The organism is Microtetraspora malaysiensis (genome assembly GCF_050947145.1).
GTDB classification, from domain to species: domain Bacteria; phylum Actinomycetota; class Actinomycetes; order Streptosporangiales; family Streptosporangiaceae; genus Microtetraspora_A; species Microtetraspora_A malaysiensis.
Genome location: NZ_CP191998.1, coordinates 1,071,742 through 1,090,012, shown reverse-complemented (window position 1 = coordinate 1,090,012; position 18,271 = coordinate 1,071,742). Strand labels below are relative to the sequence as shown.

The following is an 18,271-nucleotide window of genomic DNA, read 5'->3' as shown; positions in this document are numbered from 1 at the left end:
CGTTCCCGCCGTCGGCAGGAACGCCGCCAGGTGGCCGGCAGCTCAGGAGCGTTGTCCGCCGCCGGTGGCGAGCTCCTTGACGCGGCCCACCACGCCTTCCTCGGGCGCGAGCGGGGGCGTGTCCATCCCCCAGCCTCGCTGCAGGCCCTCAAGGAACTCCTCCAGCGCCTGCCGCCCGTTCCTGAGCGGGTGCCAGCCGAGCTCGTCGTGGGCCCGGGAGACGTCCATCAGGGGGATCTTCAGCGCCATCTCCAGCAGGCCGGGCGCGGCGGGCACCAGGCGCAGGTGCCAGCCGGCCGCCAGCGCCGTCCTCGCCACCAGGGCGGGCATCCGCACCACCCGCGTATTGAAGATCTCCGCCAGAATCTGCGGCGTGATGACCGGGTCGGCGGCGAGGTTGAAGGCGCCGATGACGGGCCGGGTCACCGCGAGCCGGTAGGCCTCCGCCGCGTCCTCGGCGTGCAGCACCTGGAACCGCAGCCCCGGGATGTCCGGCACGAAGGGGACCTTCCCCGGACGGACCAGCCGCCCCGGCACGAGCGGGCCGGCGAAGATCCGCCGCTGCTCGCTGGCCGCCTCGCGCTTGAAGATGAAGCCCGGCCGCATCCGGACGGCCCGGATGTCGGGGTGGTCCCGTTCGAAGATATCCAGCAGCCGCTCGACGTAGGCCTTCTCCCGTCCGTACGCGGCGTCCGGCCAGCCGTGGGTCGGCCAGGTCTCGTCGACGGCCTGCTCCTTCGGCCCCGGCGAGTACGCTCCGACGGACGAGGCGTAGACCAGCGTGGGCACGTGCGCCTTTCCGACCGCGCGGAACACCCGCTCGCTGCCCATCACGTTGACCCGCCAGGTCGTCACCGGATCATGGGTCGGCTGGAACAGCCAGGCCAGGTGGACCACGGCGTCGGCGCCGGTGAAGATCTTGGCCAGGTCCGCCGTGGCGATGTCGGCCGTCCGCCACTCCGTCTTGCCGGGCCGCCACCCGGGAAACCGCCGGGCGACGCCCACGATCGAGCTGACCTCCGGATCCGCCTCCAGCGCGGAGACCAGGCTTGTCCCTACGTTGCCGGTCGCTCCGACCACGACTACTCGCATGCGCCCCCGCTGCCCCGGGCAAGGCCGTCAAAACCTTCCGGCCTGGGGGTTCACCCGTTTCCCGCGCGCCGCGTACGGGCATGAGCCGATCTCTGGGGAAGAAGGGTGCTCATGCTGAGGATGCTGGTGCGCGGCGCCGCCGGGGGCGCCCTCGCCACCGTGGCGCTGACCGCGGTGTCGCTGGCCGGAGATCAGGCCTGGATCATGCGTGACCGGCCGTCCGGACGCGTCGCTCCCGGCCCGCCGCCCCGCCGCCGGGCCCGGCCCACCGAGTCCCTCACCCATTTCGGGTTCGGCGTGGCATCCGGAGCCGTGCTCTGTGCCCTGTCGCGCGGGCGGGCCGGCCTGCCGCTCGGCGTCGGGTACGCGCTGGCGGCCTGGGCCGCGAGCCAGCGCGGCTGGGTGCCGCGCATCGGCATCCTGCCGCCGGAAGCCCGCGATGACTCCTCCCGCACCGCCGTGCTCGCCGCCGGCCATGTGGTGTACGGAATGGTCCTCGTGGCCACGGTCAACCACCTCAGCCGTTCCTGAAAATCCGCTCGGGAAGACGAAGCGCGCTGTTGGCAGGAACCCGCGATGCGGCGCACCGCTGTGGTTGGTCTTCTCATCGCTTAGGAGGATGCGCGACCTGCCGTCCGACGACACGAGGGTTCCACTGAGCGTGATGACCTCGTAAGCCCAGCGACCCGGGCTGAGCATGAGGGTCTGCGAGCAACAGAAAGGCCCGCCAGGTGATTCACCTGGCGGGCCTTCGGCCTGGTGGAGCTATGGGGATTTGAACCCCAGACCCCTTCGATGCGAACGAAGTGCGCTACCGGACTGCGCTATAGCCCCAATGCCTCGACTAGATTAGCAAACATTCGGAGTCGCTCGCGCCAACCCCGTCGATCCCCCTCAGTCGCCGACCGCACGCCTGTTGGAGTACTGGTCGGAGTACTGGTCGAAGACCGGGACCCGCTTGCGCGCCTCCAGCATGATCACTTCCGCCTCGCGGGCCATGGCCTCCATGGCGCGCCGGCGCTCACGCTGCTTCGCGAGCCGCTCCGCGCGCGCCTTGGCGGCCAGCTCGCGCCGCTCCGCGTCCACGCGCACGGCGACACGCAGCACGGCGAGGTACGCGACAAGGAGGACGCCTGAGGGCGCCACGGCCCACCACGGCATCACCCTGACGGCGGCGGTGACGGTGGAGGCGATGACGAGCAGGATGCTCCAGAGCATCCGCCTGCGGCGGCGGGCGATGATGAGCGCGCGATGCCGCCGAGCGGCCCGGCGTGCGCGCGCCGCGCGGTCCTCCCGGGGCCGGTCCGCGCCGTCGGCGGCCGGAGCCGCATCCGAGCGGTCCGCCTTGTCTTCGGCGTCACCGGCCGCCTCATCCGCAGAGGACACCTCCTGGGAGGCACCGACACCCGAGGCCCCCGAATCAGCGGACAGGGCGCCCTGCCTGGCCGCCTCCACGACGGGGGCGGGCAGCGGAACGGTGAGCGGAGCGGAGCCCGCATCCGCGTCGGCCTCCTGGACGGACTCCGGCTGCGGACTCTCGATGACCGTGTCCGCGTCAGCCGCGGGCTCGGCGGGCTCGTCCTCGTACAGGTCGTCGATGGCGTGCTTGTCCCTGCGCAACCACATCGGCAGCAGAACGCCCAGCCACATGACGACAATGGCGAGGTAGAGGAGGACGCTACCCATGCGACCACCTCCGGAGATGCCGAGCACACCTGCGGACTCTGGACGTCGGAGATGTGCTCACGTCACGCACCGTAAGACTGCGTGTCACTGATTGACGAGCATTCGATGCGGTGTGTCGCGAGATCGTCAAAGCTCTTCATGTAATTTGATCCCGGTGAGTGATCACCGGAAACGCTCACTGTCCCGGGGTCGTCTCCGTGCGCCTGGACGCGGCGGCCTCGCGGGCGCGCCGCCACTGGACGAGGAGCCCGCGCGGGACGTCCTCGACCGTCAGCGCGTAGCAGATGTGGTCCCGCCACGCGCCGTCGATGTGGAGCTGGCGCTTGCGGACGCCCTCCTCCCGGAAGCCGAGCTTCTCCACCACTCTGCGGCTGGCGTGGTTCTCGGGCCGGATGTTGGCTTCCAGGCGGTGCAACCCGGTCGTGAAGAAGCAGTGGTCGACGGCCATGGCCAGCGCGGTCGGGATGATGCCGCGCCCGGCGAGCGCGCCGTCCACCCAGTAGCCGACCTGGGCGGAGCGGGCGGAGCCCCAGACGACGGCGCCCACGGTGAGCTGCCCGGCGAACTGCCCCTGGTAGGTGACCACCCAGGGCAGCGCGAGCCCCTGCCGCGCCTCGCGCCGCAGCGTGCCCACCATCGACACGTACGGCCCGAGGCCGGTCCGGAAGAGCGGCGTCTCGGGGTTGCTCGGCTCCCACGGGCGCAGCCAGTCGGCATTACGCAGCCGCGTCTCCCGCCAGGCCCGGACATCACGCAGCCGCAGGGGGCGGAGCCCGACGGGCCCCTCGGTCAGGGCCGCCGGCCAGCCGCGAAGTCGATCCACGGGTCAATCATCTCCCGGAAGACGGCCAGGGCGCCACGCTGGTGCCGGAACCGGTCACCGGCGGTGGTCGCCGCCCCGGATCTGGTCCACGGCGTGGGCCAGGATCGGGGCGAGCACCGCCATCCCGTCGCGTACGCCGCCCGAGGAGCCGGGCAGGTTGACGACCAGTGTGGACCCCGCCTGTCCGGCGAGACCGCGGGACAGGACCGAGGCGGGCACCTTCTCGCGGTTGGCCTGCCGTACGGCCTCGGCGATGCCGGGGATCTCGCGGTCGAGGACGCGGCGCGTCATCTCGGGTGTGAGATCGAGAGGCGTGAGGCCGGTGCCGCCGGTCGTCACGATGACGTCGTAGCCGTCGGCGAGGCCTTTCCGGAGCGCCACCTCGACCGGCTCCCCGTCGGGGACCACGGCCGGGCCGTCGACGGTGGCGCAGCCCGCCTCGGCGAGCAGCCTCGCCAGCAGCGGCCCCGAGGTGTCCTCGTAGATCCCGGCGGAGGCGCGGTTCGAGACGGTGATCACGAGTGCTTTCACGGCCGCGTCCAGACGCCGGTCTTGCCGCCGGTCTTCTCCTCGACGCGCACACCGGTGATGACGGCCGCGGGATCGACCGCCTTGACCATGTCGATCAGGGCGAGCGCCCCGACGGTGACGGCGGTCAGCGCCTCCATCTCGACGCCGGTGCGGTCGGCCGTCCTGACCTTGGCGGTGATCTCCACACCGCTGTCGACGACGTCGAGCACGACCTCGACCCCTTGGACGGCGATCGGGTGGCAGAGCGGGATGAGGTCGGGAGTGCGCTTGGCGCCCATGATCCCGGCGATCCTGGCCACGCCGAGCGCGTCGCCCTTGGGGACGTCGCCGGCGCGGAGCGCGGCCACGGCGGGCGCGGCGAGCAGGACGCGCCCGGTGGCGGTCGCCGTACGGATCGTGACGTCCTTGGCGGAGACGTCCACCATGCGTGCCGCGCCGGTTTCGTCGATGTGCGTCAGGTCGTGCGTCGTTTCGCCCGCCGGCTCGCGGGTCGGGTCGCTCATCTCTCCTCCTCGCCCGGTACGGCGCCGCGTACGCGGGTCAGGCCGCGCCCGCTCACAGCGGGATCACGTCCACTTCGGCTCCCTCGGGGAGCTCGGTCACGTCCTCCGGCACGACGACGAGGGCGTTGGCGGAGGCCAGCGCGGCGAGCTGGTGCGAGCCCTGCCCGACGACGGGGGCCACCGTACTGCCCTGGGCGTCCTGCGTCAGCACGGCCCGCAGGTAGGAGCGTTTCCGCGCGGGCGAGCGCAGGGACGCCGTCATGGTCGCCCGTACCGTCACGGGAGGCCCCTCGGGCAGGCCGCGCATCTTGCGCAGGGCCGGCTCGACGAAGACCACGAACGACACGAACGACGAGACCGGGTTGCCGGGCAGCGTGAAGATCGGCACCTCGTCGTCGCCGACCACGCCGAAGCCCTGCGGCATCCCGGGCTGCATGGCGACCTTGTCGAAGACGACCTTGCCCAGCGGGGCCAGGGCCTCCTTGACCGGCTCGTACGCGCCCATGGAGACGCCGCCGCTGGTGATCACCGCGTCGGCCCGGACGAGCTGGGCCTCGAGCGATTCCAGGAACCGCTTCGGGTCGTCGGTGACCGCCCCGGCGCGGTAGACCTCTCCCCCGGCCTCCTGTACGGCGGCCGCCAGCATGAAGCTGTTGGACTCCCAGATCTGGCCGTGGCCGAGCGGCGTCCCCGGCTCGGCCAACTCGGCTCCGGTGGACATCACCACGACGCGGGGGCGGGGCCGTACGAGGACCCGGCGGCGGCCGGCCCCGGCGAGGATGCCGAGCTGCGCCGGTCCGATCACGGCGCCTTCGCGCAGCACGATGTCGCCCGCGCGCACGTCCTCCCCTGAGCGCCGGACGGCGTTGCCCGCGGGCACCGGCCGGTGGACGGTGACGCGGGCTGTGCCGCCATCGGTCCATTCGACGGGGACGACGGCGTCGGCACCCGCGGGCACGGGCGCGCCGGTCATGATGCGCGTGGCCATGCCCGGCCCCATCGCGCGCAGTTCGCTGTCTCCCGCCGCCACCTCCTCGATCACCGGGAGCACGACCGGTGTGCCGGCCACGTCGCCGGCACGTACGGCGTAGCCGTCCAAGGCCGAGTTGTCGAAGGGAGGAAGCGCCACGGGCGAAGCGACGTCCTCGGCGAGCACGGTGCCGTGCGCGCGTTCGAGATCGACCTCGAGCGGGGCCAGCGGCCGCACGGTCGCGAGGATGTCGGCGAGGTGCCGATCGACGGATTTCATGCCTCTAGGATCCCGCTAGGACCCCGCCTGGTCGAGGAACTCACGCAGCCACGGGATGAACTCCGGCGCGAGGTCGTCGCGCCCGGCCGCGAACTGGACGACGGTCCGCAGGTAGTCGAGCTTGTTGCCGGTGTCGTAACGTCGGCCGCGGAACAACACGCCGTGGACGGGCCCGCCCTCGTCGGGGCCGCGGGAGGCCAGCGTGCGCAGGGCGTCTGTGAGCTGGATCTCGCCGCCACGGCCGGGCGGGGTGTTCTCCAGCACCTCGAAGACTGCCGGGTCGATCACGTAACGGCCGATGACCGCCCAGTTGGACGGCGCCTCGTCGGCCGGCGGCTTCTCCACCAGGTCGGTCACGCGCACCACGTCGTCCTGCTCGGTGGCCTCGATGGCGGCGCAGCCGTACAGGGAGACCTGCTCGCGCGGTACCTCCATCAGGGCGATGACGCTGCCGCCGTAGGTGCCGCGTACCTCGATCATGCGCTTGAGCAGGGGGTCACGGGGGTCGATCAGGTCGTCACCGAGGAGGCAGGCGAACGGCTCGTCGCCGACGTGCTGCTTGGCGCACAGCACGGCGTGGCCGAGACCCTTGGGCTCTCCCTGGCGGACGTAGTGCATGGTGGCGAGGTCGACGAGCTCCTGGACCTGCGAGAGGCGCTCCTCGTCGCCCTTGGCCCGCAGCGCGTCCTCCAGCTCGTACGCGACGTCGAAGTGGTCCTCGATCGACCGCTTGTGGCGGCCGGTCACCATCAGAACATCGAGCAGACCAGCGGAGACCGCTTCCTCGACGACATACTGAATGGCCGGCTTGTCGACAATCGGCAACATCTCCTTGGGCGTCGCCTTGGTCGCGGGCAGGAACCGGGTGCCGAGACCCGCCGCCGGCACGACAGCTTTCGTTACGTTCTCAAAGTCAGCCATGGTGGAACACTAATGGAGCAGGCTATGGACAAGATGAACCTGCGGCGACGGATTCTTAACACACGGTCAGGACTCGATGAGAAAACCTTGCGCGATTCGTCCGCAGCGGTCAGAGAGAACCTGCTCCAGCAACCCTGGGTCCAGATGGCCGGACTGGTCGCCTGTTACTGGTCGATCGGGTCCGAGCCGTCGACGCACGGCCTCGTCCTCGCCCTGTGGAAGCACGGCACGACCGTGATGCTGCCGGTGCTCCAACCGGACAACGATCTCGACTGGGCCGTGTACGACGGTCCCGACTCCCTCGCCCCCGGGCCGTACGGGATCATGGAGCCGGTGGACACGCGACGCGGCGTGGACGCGATCAAGACGGCGGCGCTGGTCATCGTGCCCGCGCTCGCGGTGGATCCCGCGACGGGCGTCCGTCTCGGGCGTGGCGGCGGGTCCTACGACCGCGCACTGGCCAGAGTGGGACCCAACGTCCCGACCGTGGCACTGCTGCATGAAGGGGAGCTGATCGAGGGGATTCCCGCCGAATCGCATGATCAGCGAGTCATGTTTGGGGCTTTACCGACCGGTATTATTCGGATGCAACAAATGTGACGCCAGCGCCGTCGGAGCGCGAAAGGGGGGCAGGTGGGGCTGAACGTATGGCTGCTCCTGTCCGCCATCGTCGTGATCACGGCAATCGTCTCAGTCCGCCTCGCCCATCGCACCGGCCTCCCCAGCCTGCTGATCTACCTCGGCCTCGGCCTGCTGCTGGGTGAGGCGGGCTTCGCGCACATCCACTTCGAGAACGCGGCCCTCTCCCAGCAACTCGGTCTCGTCGCGCTCGCCATCATCCTCGCGGAGGGCGGCCTCACCACCAACTGGCAGAGCGTGCGCCGCGCGGTGCCCTCGGCCCTGGTCCTGGCCACGGTCGGCGTCGCCGTCAGCATCGTGGTGTTCGCGCTGGCCGTGTACAACGTGCTCGACATGAGCTGGCGGATGTCGCTGTTGCTCGGCGCGGTACTCGCCTCGACCGACGCGGCGGCCGTCTTCTCCGTGCTGCGGCGGCTTCCGCTGCCGCCGCGGCTCGCGGGCGTGCTGGAGGCGGAGTCGGGTTTCAACGACGCGCCGACCGTGATCGTCGTGACCATGCTCAGCCTGCCCTCCGAGCCCCTACCGTCCGTGTGGGAGATCCTGGTCAACGCGGCGTACGAGCTGGCGGCGGGCGCGACGCTCGGGCTGGCGATCGGGCCCCTGGCGGCATACCTGCTGCGCCGGGTGGCGCTCCCCGCCTCCGGCCTCTATCCGATCGCCGTCATGGCCGTCGCGTTCCTCACGTACACGGGGGCCGTGCAGCTCCACGCGAGCGGTTTCCTCGCCGTATATCTCGCGACCCTGATCATCGGGAACAGCCGGCTGCCGCACCGGGCCGCCACCAGGGGCTTCGCGGAGGGCTCGGCGTGGCTGGCGCAGATCGGGCTCTTCGTCATGCTGGGCATGCTCGCCAGCCCGGCCGAGCTGCCTCAGACGATCGTCCCCGGCCTGCTGGCGGGCTTGGTCCTCGTGCTGCTCGCCCGCCCGATCTCCGTCGCCGTCAGCGCCCTTCTCGTACGTCTCGCCCGGATCGACCGGATCTCCTGGAGAGAGCAGGTCTTCCTCTCCTGGGCCGGGCTCCGCGGCGCGGTCCCCATCGTCCTGGCCACGATTCCGTGGGCGGACGGCATGATCGGGGCCAAGGGGGTGTTCAACGAGGTCTTCATCATCGTGGTCGTTTTCACGCTGCTGCAGGGGCCCACCCTGTCCCTCCTGGCCAAGGTGCTCGGCATCAGCGCGGAAGGGGAGGCCCGGGACATCGACGTCGAGGCCGCGCCACTGGAGGAACTGAAGGCCGACCTGCTGCAGGTGCGAATACCCGTCGGCTCGCTGATGCACGGCGTGGAGATCTTCGAGCTGCGACTTCCGACGAACGCGGCGGTGACGATGGTCGTACGCGAGGGACGCTCCTTCGTCCCGACGCCGACCACGCAGTTGGAGGCCGGGGACCAGCTCCTCGTGGTGACCACGGCCGCGCAGCGGGAGGAGGTCGAGCGACGCCTGCGCGCCGTGAGCCGCAAGGGCAAGCTGGCCGGCTGGTACGGCGAACGCGGCACCACCTGAGGCTGTCATCTCACCATGTGGACACCCGGTGTCCCGGCATGTGATTGCGGCATCTCTTGAAGCGTGACCCCCGGAACGCGCCCGAACGGGCGTGAACGCCCCGGCCGCCGCCCGTTCCGCGTACGGCACCGGCGTTCCGGCAGGTCACAAGGGGGCGGCCCGGTCGCCGGTAGGCAATAAACAGGCCCTGAGTAGCGTTTATGCTTCTCGGCTGCGTACCATTAGCAGTCGCACCGGTTGAGTGCTAGTTTCAGGAGGAGCGCGTGCCCACCTACCAGTACGCCTGTACCGCTTGCGGTGAGCAGCTGGAGGCAGTCCAGAAGTTCTCGGACGCCCCGCTCACCGACTGTCCGCAATGCGCCGGCAAGCTGCGCAAGGTGTTCTCCGCCGTCGGCATCGTGTTCAAGGGATCCGGTTTCTACCGCACCGACAACCGGTCCTCCAGCTCGTCGAAGTCCACGACGTCGACCACCTCGACCTCCGGCGACTCGTCGAAGACGGAGTCCGCCCCCGCCGCGAAGACCGAGTCCGCCGGTTCGTCGGCCGCTCCGGCCACCGCGTCGAGCAGCACGTCCGCGGCTTAGCCTCCGGACAGTCCGGTACGGCCCCAGGCCCGGCTCGGCCGGGCCTCGCCGGGCGGCACGCTTCCCCTGCGGGGTGCGGCGCCACACCGGACAGCGTGGAGTGCCCGGCATGGCCGGCGGCGAGCAGCGCGCGAAGTTATCCACAGGCCCGAATCGCCCCCGGCGCCCTTTCGCTTAGGGTCGCCCCATGGTCACTCGCGCAGACATCGGCGTCATCGGCGGTTCGGGGTTCTACTCCCTGCTCGACGACGCCGAAGAGATCCAGGTCGCCACTCCGTACGGGCCGCCCAGCGACACGATCACGCTGGGGCGCATCGGCGGGCGCTCCGTGGCGTTCCTCCCCCGGCACGGTCGCGGACACGTGCATCCGCCTCATCGCATCCCTTATCGCGCCAACATGTGGGCGCTGCGGTCGCTCGGCGTCCGCCAGGTCCTCGCGCCGTGCGCCGTCGGCTCGCTCCGCGCCGAATACGGCCCGGGCACCCTCGTGGTCCCCGACCAGATCGTGGACCGGACGATCAGCCGTGAGCGGACGTACTACGACGCCGGCGCCGCCGTCCACGTGTCGTTCGCCGATCCCTACTGCCCCAACGGACGCGGCGTCGCCGTGAGCGCCGCCCGCGAGAGCGGGTGGCCCGCCGTCGACGGCGGCGCGCTCGTGGTGATCGAGGGGCCGCGCTTCTCCACAAGAGCCGAGTCCCAGTCGTACGCCGGGTCCGGCTGGTCGATCATCGGCATGACGACGATGCCCGAGGCCGTGCTCGCCCGCGAACTCGCCCTGTGTTACACCTCGATCTCCCTGGTCACCGACCATGACGCCGGGGTGATGGCGGGCGAGGGCGTCACCCACGAGGAGGTCCTCGCCGTCTTCGCCGCCAACGTCGAGCGGATGCGAGGGCTCATCGAACGGGCCGTGGCGGCGCTGCCGGAGGAGCGCGACTGTCCCTGCGGCAGCGTCCTCGACGGCATCCCGCTCCCGATCGCGCTCCCCTGATCCTGATGCGTGCCCTGAGCCGTCGGCTCGCCCGGCATCGCCGCCTCATCGCCGCGTCGCTCGCCGCCATCTGCGTGGCGTGCGCGCTGCTCTCGGTGCGGCCGCCACCTGGCGTCGCCGTCGTCACCGCGGCCCGCGACCTCCCCGGTGGCCGGCTGTCCGCGGCCGACGTCACCGTCGTACGGCTGCCGCCCGAGGCGGTGCCCGACGGCGCGTTCGACGAACGTGCCTCGGTCGTGGGCGGGGTCCTGTCCGGGCCGGTGCGCCGGGGAGAGCTCCTGACCGATGTCCGGCTGCTGGGACGCGGTTTCCTGGCGGCTCTGGGCTCCGGGCTGGTCGCGACGCCGGTGCGGATCGCGGACGCCGACGCGGCCACCCTGCTCTCGCCGGGCGACGTGGTCGACGTCCTCGCGGCCTTCGGCCAGGAAACCGCTCAGGCGGTCACCGTCGCCCGGGAGGTCGCCGTCGTGACCCGGCCGGTGACCGGGACGATCGAGGGCGCGCTCCTGGTTCTCGCCACCACGAGCGAGCAGGCGCTCGCCCTCGCCCGGGCACAGTCGGCCAGCCGGCTCTCGGTGACCGTCCACCCGCGATAGCTCCGCAGATCATGAGGAACAGTACGGGCGCCTGCGCGATCGCGGGATGGGAGCTGAGCGCCCCGACAGCGCGCAGGCGCACCGCACGGGATCGCCAGGATCACCGTTCTCGGACGCCCTCCCGGGACAGCCAGGATCGTCGTCTTCGGACGCCCTCCCGGGACGACTACGAGGCGACGGCTGTCGCTTGGGTCCGACTCCTCCCCTTTCGGGGGGTCGGGCGCCAGGTCACCAACAAGGCCATGGCCAGCAACAACTCCGCGATGTCGCCTCCGTAGTACATGATCTCGGCGGCGCCACGCAGTTCCGTCACGGGCACCCGTACGTCGACGAGGAGCCCGGCATACATGAGCTGGGCCAGCGCGGCGTGCGCGGTGATCGCCACACCCAGGACCACCAGCCTCGTCCGCACGGATGGTCGCCGGGGTGCCGGGTCCGGCCCCGCGACGGCCCACCCGAACAGGTACCCAGCCAGCACGAAATGGAGGTGCACGAGGTGATGCGGCACCTGGCCGTCTACGACCAGCCGATACAGCGGGGTGAAGTACAGCGCCGCCATGCCGCCCAGGTTGAGCGCCAGCGCGAGCCATGGATCGGCGAGCACCCGCGCGGGCCGGCTGTGCAGCAGTCGCGCCACGCGACGCCTGCCCGCCGCGGGGAGCGACCGCAGCAGCAGCGTCAGCGGAGCCCCCAGCACGAGGGCCATCGGCGCCAACATCCCGAGAAGAAGATGTTGCAGCATGTGGCCGCGGAAATCGTGTTCGGCGAAGGTCGCGACCGGCGGGAGCAGCGCGACGGCGAGCAGCACCGCACCAATGACGGCGCTCGCCACCCGCCCGCCGCTCCACCCTCTGGGCTCACGCCGTCGGCCTCGGGCGAGCAGCAGATACCCGGCGACGGCGACCACGATGACCGCGATCAGTGGCCACGCGGTCGTTCCGGCGTGCCCCTCGTGCGCGTGCCCGGTCACCAGGCGGAGGCCGCTGCGGTCGCGCCGACGCGGCGGGCACCCCGCTGCAGCAGCCACCCTCCGGCGACGAACAGCGCGCCCAGCACGAGGAAGCCGATGTCCCACCACATCTGGTACGGCCCGCTGCGTACGTGGTGGATGGCGAGGATGTGGTGGTCCACGATGCCCTCGACGAGGTTGAACAGGCCCCAGCCGACCAGCGCCCAGCCCCACAGCACCCGCGACGCCCAGATGCGCCTGCGGCGATGGGACATCCGCGAGTACAGCATGGCCAGGCCCACCAGCACCGCCGTCCAGGTGAACACATGGAAGAACCCGTCCCACATCGTGTTCATCCGCAGACCGGGCACGGTGTCCACCGGGTAGTAGCGCACCCCGATGTTGTCGCTGTCGGTGCCACTGAGCATGTGATGCCATTGCAGAACCTGATGGAGCATGATGCCGTCCACGAATCCGCCGAGCCCCACGCCGAGGATCACCGCGGGCAGGGCGATGTCCGGCGTCACGTCGGCCGCCCCGCCTACTCCGCCGCGTCTCCTCGGTCCGCCCGTTCCCCCCGCCTCGCCAGGTCCGGTCGGCCCACCCGGCCCGTCGGACCCACCTGGTCCGCGTCGCCTGCCTGGTCCATCAGGTCCGTCCGGTCCCGTCGCTCTGGTCGCCATCATCAACCCTCTCCTGCCGTCACACCGACGCCGTCTGGAGGAGTCCACACGGATCCGATGCGTCCGGTCCCCGATGTGCCGAGCGCCTCGTCCACACCAGCCCTCATTTCCGCGCGGATGCCAGCCACCCGGCTCGGCCGAGTCGCCCGGCCTTCCAGCCCCCGCCCGCTTGCTCGGCCCCCTGGCCCTGCCAGCGCTCGGCCTTCCGGTCCCGCCCCGCACGCTCGGCCCCCTGGTCCTGCCGCGCTCGGCCGGTCACTGGTGCACGGCCCCGTCCAGTTCCTCGGCACTCGGCGGCCGGCCGGAACCGGCTTCCCCAGAGTTCTCCACGTCAGTGGGTTGGCACCCTGGACCGACCCGCCATTCCCTTCCCTTCACCCCGTTGGGCCGAGGGATCGAGGACGGCGGCCGGCGCGGCCGCGGATCAGGACGGCACCCGATCAGACCCGATGCTAAGCGCGGAAACCGCAGATCAGAGCGCAGGAAACGCCGTTGGCCACGGTGTCTGATCGGCCGCCCGCCGCCGCTTCACCGCGTGGGCGGACGGCGGCCCGGTGGATCTCACCGGATTGTCGGAGGGCCTCCCTATTGTCGCGATCATGACGAACGCCTGGGATGAGGTCCGCGCCGCGATCGACGCAGATGACGCCACCGCCGTGGCGGCGCTGGTGGCCGGCTTCGATGGGGAGACGTCCCCGGTCAGGCCGAGCAGTACCGACCGGGGCGAAACGGATCAGAGCAGGGAACCCACCTTGGGGTCGTACTCCCAGTGCCACGGCTCGAAGGGGCTGCGATACGACCAATCGGGGTGAATGAAGCCGAAACGCTTCGAGTTCGCCTCAAGCCAGTTGAACTGCACAGACCGGAAGATCTGCACCCCACCGCAGAGATCGACGGCCATGCCCAGGCCATGGTTGCTCTTGCCGGGCGTGGCGGCCAAGCCGGGACGCTGGTAGTAAACGGCCTGTTGTTCGGGGAGGCTGCGATAACTGTCGGAGACGCAGATGGGCGCGCCGAACCGCTTCTGGTAGGCCACGTTGAGATCGGCGAAGGCGATCGCCGCGTCGGCGCGCAGCTCCTCGCCCTTCTGCGGAAGCGGGCAGAGATAGGCCCTCGGGAGCAGGCCGTTGGGGTACTGCGCGGCGAGGTCGACCCGCGTCGGGTCGCAGGCGCCCGTACCGCGATTGTTGGCGTTGACCTTGACGCCCAGTTTGACCAGCGCCCGCGTGAGCGATTTGACGAGGGTGTTCGATCGCTTGCGCAGCGCGTCGATCTCGGCGTCGAGCTGGGCCTCCTGGAGCAGGTTCTCCGCGCGCAGTTCCTGGGCTTCCTTGGCCAGTTGCTCGCGCTGCTGAAGGAGCTTGCTCGCGTCGGACACGACATTGTTCTGTTCCGCCACTATGTGGTTGACGTCGCTGAGTGCCCGGAGGGTGGACGTGCCGTCTCCGGCGGGGAAAAAGCTCCCCATGCTGTTCGCCGCCGGGTCCTGGTAGATGTACTCGACGATCTCGGACAGGGGCTGGCGGACCTTGGCCAGTTCCTGATCGGCGCCCTGGAGCTGGGTCAGCTTCGCGGCGACCCGTTTCTCCAACGCGTCGAACTGCTTCTGCCGAGCTTTGAGCGCCCTGTTGGCGTCCTCAATGCCCTGGAACGCTTTCTGGGCCTCGCGACGCAACTCGGTGAGGTTGGTCGGCTCCTTGATCGCGACGACGGCCGCTTCTTGGCGTAGGGCGCCGCTCGCATGGGCGGCGCCACTCGCATGGGCGGGGCTGTCGACGGCCCCGCCGGCGAGGGAAGTCATCGCCGTGACAACCGCGATCAGGCCCGCCGATCGAGGAGATGGCACGATGACTCCTCCATTGCGAATTCATGACCCGGGTCAGGGACGCACGTTACTACAGCGAGCCGAATGCCCGAGGTCGCGCGTCAACCTGTCAGGTGGTCTGGTGCGCCCGCTCCTGGCACAGCTCCCACAGCCAGGTGTCCTGCCATTCGCGTGCGCATGCGAACTCCCCGGCGCTCCGCTCGGCCGTCCTCGCCGGCGGCCGCTTCCGGCCAGATGACGTCACCTTCCGCGGCGGCCGCTTCCTCTCCCCCGCCCTCGGCCGTACAGCCGCCCTCAGCGGGGACTGAGGGCGGCGGACCCGCGGACGCGGCATGATCCCCTGATAGAGCGGCACCAGCGCCTGATAAAGCAGGTCAGGCGGCCCGGGACGGACAACTACCCGTGGCGGCGGTTGCTGCGGCGCCGCCTCGGCGAGCGGCCCATGCCCCGGGTCTCCGTAACCGGCCAGCTCACCCGCGAGCAGGCCGAGGGCGAGGATCGCCGGCGCGGCCATCGCCAGGAGAAGCAAGCGGATGCCGCGATTCCGTCTACGTCGCCACATAGTCACGAAGCGTGACGGTAATCGGGTAAGCTAGCACCGGCCTGAGCGCTTGCCAGGGCTTTACCGCCCATCAGGGCAGCGATGACCATGAACTCAAGCGACTTATCGGCCCCAGCGGCGCACGTGGTGCCAACCTTTCGCTAGGCTTACGGGGCACGTATCGCCTCCGTAGCTCAGGGGATAGAGCACCGCTCTCCTAAAGCGGGTGCCGCAGGTTCGAATCCTGCCGGGGGCACTTCTTTAACCTTGCCATTCACCGTCTGACCTGCACTTCCGTACAGGAGCAGTCGGCGGGACAGAGGCAGCCGAGAGCAGCGATATGCAGCCGTAGGCCAATGATCGCGAACCAGGCGTGGCGCTGTTTCCGCAGTTCGCAGGCTGGTTTTCGGCACGGCTCCGCCAAACGCCCCCGTCAGATACACGGGCAAGGCGATCACTTCTCGTGGCCCGTCACCGAATCTCGGACGGGTAATTGATCTTCAGCGGGGAACCCGCCAGGCTGGCTACCTCTTCAACGTTGGGAGGTGGTCGTGGCTCGCCGACCGGAAGTGTTCGTCCGGCCGTTAACCATGGAAGAAGGCCGCAAGCTACAGCGGATCACGCGAAGCGCGAAGGATCCGGTCAAGCTCCGGCGGGCGATCGTGGTCATGATGTCCGGCCAGGGCCAAAGCGTCCCGGACATCACCTCGTTGATGCAGGTCAGCGACGACTACGTACGCGACGTCATCCACGCCTTCAACGAGAAGGGGTTTGACGCACTGGACCCAAAATGGAGCGGGGGCCGTCCACGAACGATCGGTAGCCAGGTGCGTGAACACATCTGCCTGATCGCCAAGACGGCCCCCGCCGAATGGGGCATCACCGGACACTCCACCTGGAGTCTGCGCACCCTGGCCGAGCACCTCATCACCCGCGGGGTGGTGGCGGCGATCAGCCGCGAGCACCTGCGGCGGATCCTCCGCAAAGGCGGGGTGACCTGGCAGACCACCACGACATGGAAGTCCTCCACCGACCCGCACTTCATCGCCAAGATGCAGCGTGTCCTGGACCTCTACGATCACCCACCCACCGATGGGCGAGTGACCTAGCGTCGATGAGTTCAGGCCATTGGACTTGAGAGCGGAACCCAGAACGAACTTCGCCGCCAGCTCGCCGATCCGAAGCCGGACCGGTTACCTGGCCAAGGTTACGTGACGGCCCACTAGCATCGGGGTTCCCCGGTCCCGCCTCTCGGATGCCCCCACCGCGACGGACGCCCGGCCGACTCTCGACGGAGCCCGCGTGCCCACGATCGACCCCCGACGTCTCCTCGTCCTCCGTGCCTTCGTGCTGTCCGACTCGGTCACCGCGACCGCGGCGGCGCTGCACCTGACGCCGTCCGCGGTGTCGCAACAGCTCGCGTCGCTCGAGCGCGAGGTCGGCCACGCGCTCGTCGTACGCACGGGGCGCAAGCTGGCGCTCACGCCGGCCGGGCGCATCCTCGCCGGGCACGCCGAGGAGATCAGCTCCCGGCTGAAGATCGCCGAGGCCGACCTGGCCGCGCACGCGGGCGGTGTCCTCGGGCAGCTCCGGATCGGCGCCTTCCCCACGGCGATCAGCTGGTTGGTGGCACCCGCCATCGTCGAGCTGCGCCGTCAGGCGCCGGGCGTCGACGTCACAGTCATCGACGCGGAGGTGCACATGAGCCACCGGATGCTGATGCGCGGCGATATCGACGTGACCGTCAGCCTGGAGTACGAGTCCGACCCCGAGCGCGACTCCCCCGACATCGTGAAGTTCCCGCTCTACATCGAACGGTTCAAGGCCGTCCTCCCCCACGCGCACCCGCTGGCCGGCGAGGAGGGCATCGCGCTCACGCAGCTCACCGAGGAGGGCTGGATCATGCCCTCACCCGGTAACCCGTGCCGCACGATGGTGCTGCAGGCGTGCGCCGAGCTCGGCTTCCACCCGCCGATCACCCACGTCTTGGACGACTACCGCGCCGCGCTGGCGCTGGTCGCCGCCGAGGCGGGGATCTGCCTGGTGCCGGAGTCCGCGCTCTCCGCCCGCGACGCCGACTGGGTGACGATCCTGCCGACGCGCGGCATCGCGCCACTGCGCAAGGTGATCATGACGACGCGGCGCGACAACCAGGGCCACCCCGTCGTACGCGCGGGGCTGGAGGCGATGCGGGCCGCCGTCGCCGCGCCGGACTCGGAGATCTACGGCCCGCTCGCGCGGTCCGACACCTTCAGCGTCGAGTGACGGCTCCGGCCGACGGCGCGTTCTCGCGGAGGAAGGCGTCGACGTGCCGGTGGTACTCGTCCGGCTTGTCGCGGCGCACGCAGTGGTGGGCGCCCTCGATCACGACGACGTCGAAGCCGGGCGCGACGGCCGTGAGGCGCTCACGGGAGTGCTTGTCGACGATGACGTCGCCGGTGCCGGTGACGAGCAGCGCCGGTACGCCGGCCGGGCCTACCGTGATCTGCCGCGCGGTCGGCGTCCAGATCCGTCGCTTCTCATGGAGCCGCTGCTCCATGTAGTCGGTGTCGACGGCCTTCATCGCCTCGGCGAGCGGACGCAGCTCCTGCTCCGCCCAGTGGGGATTGAGCTCGCGCTGCATGTCCATGAGCTCCTCGACCGACGCCGTGTCGGCGTAGTCGAAGGGGTCCTTGGGGGGCTGCTCGACGCTGAGCCACGGGTTGGGACCGGCCTCCGGCACCCACCACGGCGGGTCCTCGAGCACGACGCCGGCCACGAGGTGCGGGGCGTCGGCGGCGACGAAGGCGGCGATCCGCGCGCCCATGGAGTGCCCGACGATGAGCGTCTTGCGCCCGGTCTCGTCGAGCATGTCCTTGAGGATGTCGATCGCGTCCTGCACCATCACGTCGGTGGACGGAACGCCCTCATGCTCGGGCAGACGGCTGGGCGACTTCCCATGGCCCCGCGCGTCCGGCGCCACGATGTGGTAGTCACCGCCCCAGCGGTCAACGGCGTCGCCGAAGCACGCGCCGGACTCCACGGCGCCGTGCAGGATGAGGATGGCGGGCGCATCTGCTGCGTCCCGCCCGTATTCTCGGACGAACAGGTCGGTTCCCACGTGTCCTCATTCAGTACTCTGTCGCGCCGGCCTCCGGCCGGCTCACGACGGG

At 70.4% G+C, this 18,271-nt stretch carries 20 protein-coding genes, 2 tRNA genes and 1 pseudogene; 9 read left to right on the top strand and 14 right to left on the bottom strand.

Annotated features, from left to right (window positions below):
* Nucleotides 1-42 precede the first annotated feature (42 nt).
* The gene (locus ACQP1V_RS05420; RefSeq protein WP_433419407.1) at nt 43-1,092 is read right to left on the bottom strand and encodes an NAD-dependent epimerase/dehydratase family protein; all 1,050 of its coding nucleotides are present in this window, start codon (nt 1,090-1,092) and stop codon (nt 43-45) included.
* Between the two features lie 111 nt (nt 1,093-1,203).
* Between ACQP1V_RS05420 and ACQP1V_RS05415 the strand changes: the two genes are divergently transcribed.
* Entirely contained in the window at nt 1,204-1,623 is a 420-nt protein-coding gene (locus ACQP1V_RS05415; protein WP_433419405.1) for a DUF6789 family protein, read from the top strand.
* Nucleotides 1,624-1,849: 226 nt separating this feature from the next.
* Here ACQP1V_RS05415 and ACQP1V_RS05410 read toward each other — a convergent pair.
* From ACQP1V_RS05410 to galU, 7 genes are all read right to left on the bottom strand, one after another.
* Nucleotides 1,850-1,926: transfer RNA gene (locus ACQP1V_RS05410), tRNA-Ala, on the bottom strand.
* Between the two features lie 60 nt (nt 1,927-1,986).
* Nucleotides 1,987-2,778 (bottom strand): divisome protein SepX/GlpR, encoded by a 792-nt coding sequence (gene sepX / locus ACQP1V_RS05405; protein ID WP_433419402.1) that lies wholly within the window; start codon nt 2,776-2,778, stop codon nt 1,987-1,989.
* A 175-nt stretch (nt 2,779-2,953) separates the two neighbouring features.
* Nucleotides 2,954-3,601: a GNAT family N-acetyltransferase gene (locus tag ACQP1V_RS05400; protein WP_067140826.1), complete on the bottom strand. Its 648-nt coding sequence runs from the start codon at nt 3,599-3,601 to the stop codon at nt 2,954-2,956.
* A 54-nt stretch (nt 3,602-3,655) separates the two neighbouring features.
* Nucleotides 3,656-4,132, bottom strand: coding sequence for a MogA/MoaB family molybdenum cofactor biosynthesis protein (locus tag ACQP1V_RS05395; RefSeq protein ID WP_387416256.1), 477 nt, complete (start codon nt 4,130-4,132; stop codon nt 3,656-3,658).
* The gene (gene moaC / locus ACQP1V_RS05390; protein WP_433419398.1) at nt 4,129-4,635 is read right to left on the bottom strand and encodes a cyclic pyranopterin monophosphate synthase MoaC; all 507 of its coding nucleotides are present in this window, start codon (nt 4,633-4,635) and stop codon (nt 4,129-4,131) included. Before moaC ends, ACQP1V_RS05395 begins: the two co-directional genes overlap by 4 nt.
* A gap of 52 nt (nt 4,636-4,687) precedes the next feature.
* The gene (gene glp, locus ACQP1V_RS05385; RefSeq protein ID WP_433419395.1) at nt 4,688-5,884 is read right to left on the bottom strand and encodes a molybdotransferase-like divisome protein Glp; all 1,197 of its coding nucleotides are present in this window, start codon (nt 5,882-5,884) and stop codon (nt 4,688-4,690) included.
* Nucleotides 5,885-5,899: 15 nt separating this feature from the next.
* Nucleotides 5,900-6,805, bottom strand: coding sequence for a UTP--glucose-1-phosphate uridylyltransferase GalU (gene galU / locus ACQP1V_RS05380; RefSeq protein ID WP_387416259.1), 906 nt, complete (start codon nt 6,803-6,805; stop codon nt 5,900-5,902).
* 24 nt (nt 6,806-6,829) lie between these two features.
* Here galU and ACQP1V_RS05375 point away from each other — a divergent pair, with 24 nt between their 5' ends.
* The 3 genes and pseudogenes from ACQP1V_RS05375 to ACQP1V_RS05365 form a co-directional block, all read left to right on the top strand.
* Nucleotides 6,830-7,405: a 5-formyltetrahydrofolate cyclo-ligase gene (locus ACQP1V_RS05375; protein WP_387416260.1), complete on the top strand. Its 576-nt coding sequence runs from the start codon at nt 6,830-6,832 to the stop codon at nt 7,403-7,405.
* 33 nt (nt 7,406-7,438) lie between these two features.
* Nucleotides 7,439-8,947, top strand: coding sequence for a potassium/proton antiporter (locus ACQP1V_RS05370; RefSeq protein ID WP_433419391.1), 1,509 nt, complete (start codon nt 7,439-7,441; stop codon nt 8,945-8,947).
* Nucleotides 8,948-9,210: 263 nt separating this feature from the next.
* A pseudogene (locus ACQP1V_RS05365) lies at nt 9,211-9,303 on the top strand (FmdB family zinc ribbon protein); the annotation flags it as partial.
* Between the two features lie 62 nt (nt 9,304-9,365).
* On the opposite strand, the gene ACQP1V_RS05360 reads toward ACQP1V_RS05365, so the two are convergent.
* Complete coding sequence (locus tag ACQP1V_RS05360; protein WP_387416317.1) at nt 9,366-9,518, bottom strand: hypothetical protein; 153 nt, start codon at nt 9,516-9,518, stop codon at nt 9,366-9,368.
* 200 nt (nt 9,519-9,718) lie between these two features.
* Between ACQP1V_RS05360 and ACQP1V_RS05355 the strand changes: the two genes are divergently transcribed.
* Nucleotides 9,719-10,525, top strand: a complete 807-nt coding sequence (locus tag ACQP1V_RS05355) for an S-methyl-5'-thioadenosine phosphorylase (protein ID WP_387416262.1) — start codon at nt 9,719-9,721, stop codon at nt 10,523-10,525.
* Nucleotides 10,526-10,530: 5 nt separating this feature from the next.
* Complete coding sequence (locus tag ACQP1V_RS05350; protein ID WP_433419388.1) at nt 10,531-11,121, top strand: SAF domain-containing protein; 591 nt, start codon at nt 10,531-10,533, stop codon at nt 11,119-11,121.
* A gap of 166 nt (nt 11,122-11,287) precedes the next feature.
* Here the strand turns inward: ACQP1V_RS05350 and ACQP1V_RS05345 are convergent, their stop codons facing one another.
* The 4 genes from ACQP1V_RS05345 to ACQP1V_RS05330 all read right to left on the bottom strand — a co-directional run bounded on the left by ACQP1V_RS05345 (nt 11,288) and on the right by ACQP1V_RS05330 (nt 15,107).
* A complete protein-coding gene (locus ACQP1V_RS05345) occupies nt 11,288-12,091 on the bottom strand; it encodes a cytochrome c oxidase assembly protein (RefSeq protein ID WP_433419385.1) in 804 nt (267 codons plus the stop codon).
* Nucleotides 12,088-12,597 (bottom strand): DUF2243 domain-containing protein, encoded by a 510-nt coding sequence (locus ACQP1V_RS05340; protein WP_067140855.1) that lies wholly within the window; start codon nt 12,595-12,597, stop codon nt 12,088-12,090. The genes ACQP1V_RS05345 and ACQP1V_RS05340 overlap by 4 nt, the downstream gene beginning before the upstream one ends.
* An 889-nt stretch (nt 12,598-13,486) precedes the next feature.
* Complete coding sequence (locus tag ACQP1V_RS05335; RefSeq protein WP_433419382.1) at nt 13,487-14,554, bottom strand: D-alanyl-D-alanine carboxypeptidase family protein; 1,068 nt, start codon at nt 14,552-14,554, stop codon at nt 13,487-13,489.
* Nucleotides 14,555-14,687: 133 nt separating this feature from the next.
* Nucleotides 14,688-15,107 carry a hypothetical protein gene (locus ACQP1V_RS05330; protein ID WP_433419379.1) on the bottom strand — a complete coding sequence of 140 codons (420 nt, stop codon included), beginning with the start codon at nt 15,105-15,107 and terminating at the stop codon, nt 14,688-14,690.
* Nucleotides 15,108-15,302: 195 nt separating this feature from the next.
* Here ACQP1V_RS05330 and ACQP1V_RS05325 point away from each other — a divergent pair.
* The 3 genes from ACQP1V_RS05325 to ACQP1V_RS05315 all read left to right on the top strand — a co-directional run bounded on the left by ACQP1V_RS05325 (nt 15,303) and on the right by ACQP1V_RS05315 (nt 17,384).
* Nucleotides 15,303-15,375, top strand: a tRNA-Arg gene (locus ACQP1V_RS05325).
* Between the two features lie 295 nt (nt 15,376-15,670).
* Entirely contained in the window at nt 15,671-16,228 is a 558-nt protein-coding gene (locus ACQP1V_RS05320) for a helix-turn-helix domain-containing protein (RefSeq protein ID WP_433419377.1), read from the top strand.
* 193 nt (nt 16,229-16,421) lie between these two features.
* The gene (locus ACQP1V_RS05315; RefSeq protein ID WP_433419374.1) at nt 16,422-17,384 is read left to right on the top strand and encodes a LysR family transcriptional regulator; all 963 of its coding nucleotides are present in this window, start codon (nt 16,422-16,424) and stop codon (nt 17,382-17,384) included.
* Here ACQP1V_RS05315 and ACQP1V_RS05310 read toward each other — a convergent pair.
* The gene (locus ACQP1V_RS05310) at nt 17,371-18,219 is read right to left on the bottom strand and encodes an alpha/beta fold hydrolase (protein ID WP_067140864.1); all 849 of its coding nucleotides are present in this window, start codon (nt 18,217-18,219) and stop codon (nt 17,371-17,373) included. The two genes, ACQP1V_RS05315 and ACQP1V_RS05310, sit on opposite strands and share 14 nt — an antisense overlap.
* Nucleotides 18,220-18,271 lie beyond the last annotated feature (52 nt).

Bases quoted from the DNA above. Each gene is read 5' to 3' on its own strand.
- ACQP1V_RS05420 (WP_433419407.1), bottom strand. From the start codon at position 1,092: ATGCGAGTAGTCGTGGTCGGAGCGACCGGCAACGTAGGGACAAGCCTG.
- ACQP1V_RS05415 (WP_433419405.1), top strand. From the start codon at position 1,204: ATGCTGAGGATGCTGGTGCGCGGCGCCGCCGGGGGCGCCCTCGCCACC.
- sepX (WP_433419402.1), bottom strand. From the start codon at position 2,778: ATGGGTAGCGTCCTCCTCTACCTCGCCATTGTCGTCATGTGGCTGGGC.
- moaC (WP_433419398.1), bottom strand. From the start codon at position 4,635: ATGAGCGACCCGACCCGCGAGCCGGCGGGCGAAACGACGCACGACCTG.
- glp (WP_433419395.1), bottom strand. From the start codon at position 5,884: ATGAAATCCGTCGATCGGCACCTCGCCGACATCCTCGCGACCGTGCGG.
- galU (WP_387416259.1), bottom strand. From the start codon at position 6,805: ATGGCTGACTTTGAGAACGTAACGAAAGCTGTCGTGCCGGCGGCGGGT.
- ACQP1V_RS05375 (WP_387416260.1), top strand. From the start codon at position 6,830: ATGGACAAGATGAACCTGCGGCGACGGATTCTTAACACACGGTCAGGA.
- ACQP1V_RS05355 (WP_387416262.1), top strand. From the start codon at position 9,719: ATGGTCACTCGCGCAGACATCGGCGTCATCGGCGGTTCGGGGTTCTAC.
- ACQP1V_RS05350 (WP_433419388.1), top strand. From the start codon at position 10,531: ATGCGTGCCCTGAGCCGTCGGCTCGCCCGGCATCGCCGCCTCATCGCC.
- ACQP1V_RS05335 (WP_433419382.1), bottom strand. From the start codon at position 14,554: ATGACTTCCCTCGCCGGCGGGGCCGTCGACAGCCCCGCCCATGCGAGT.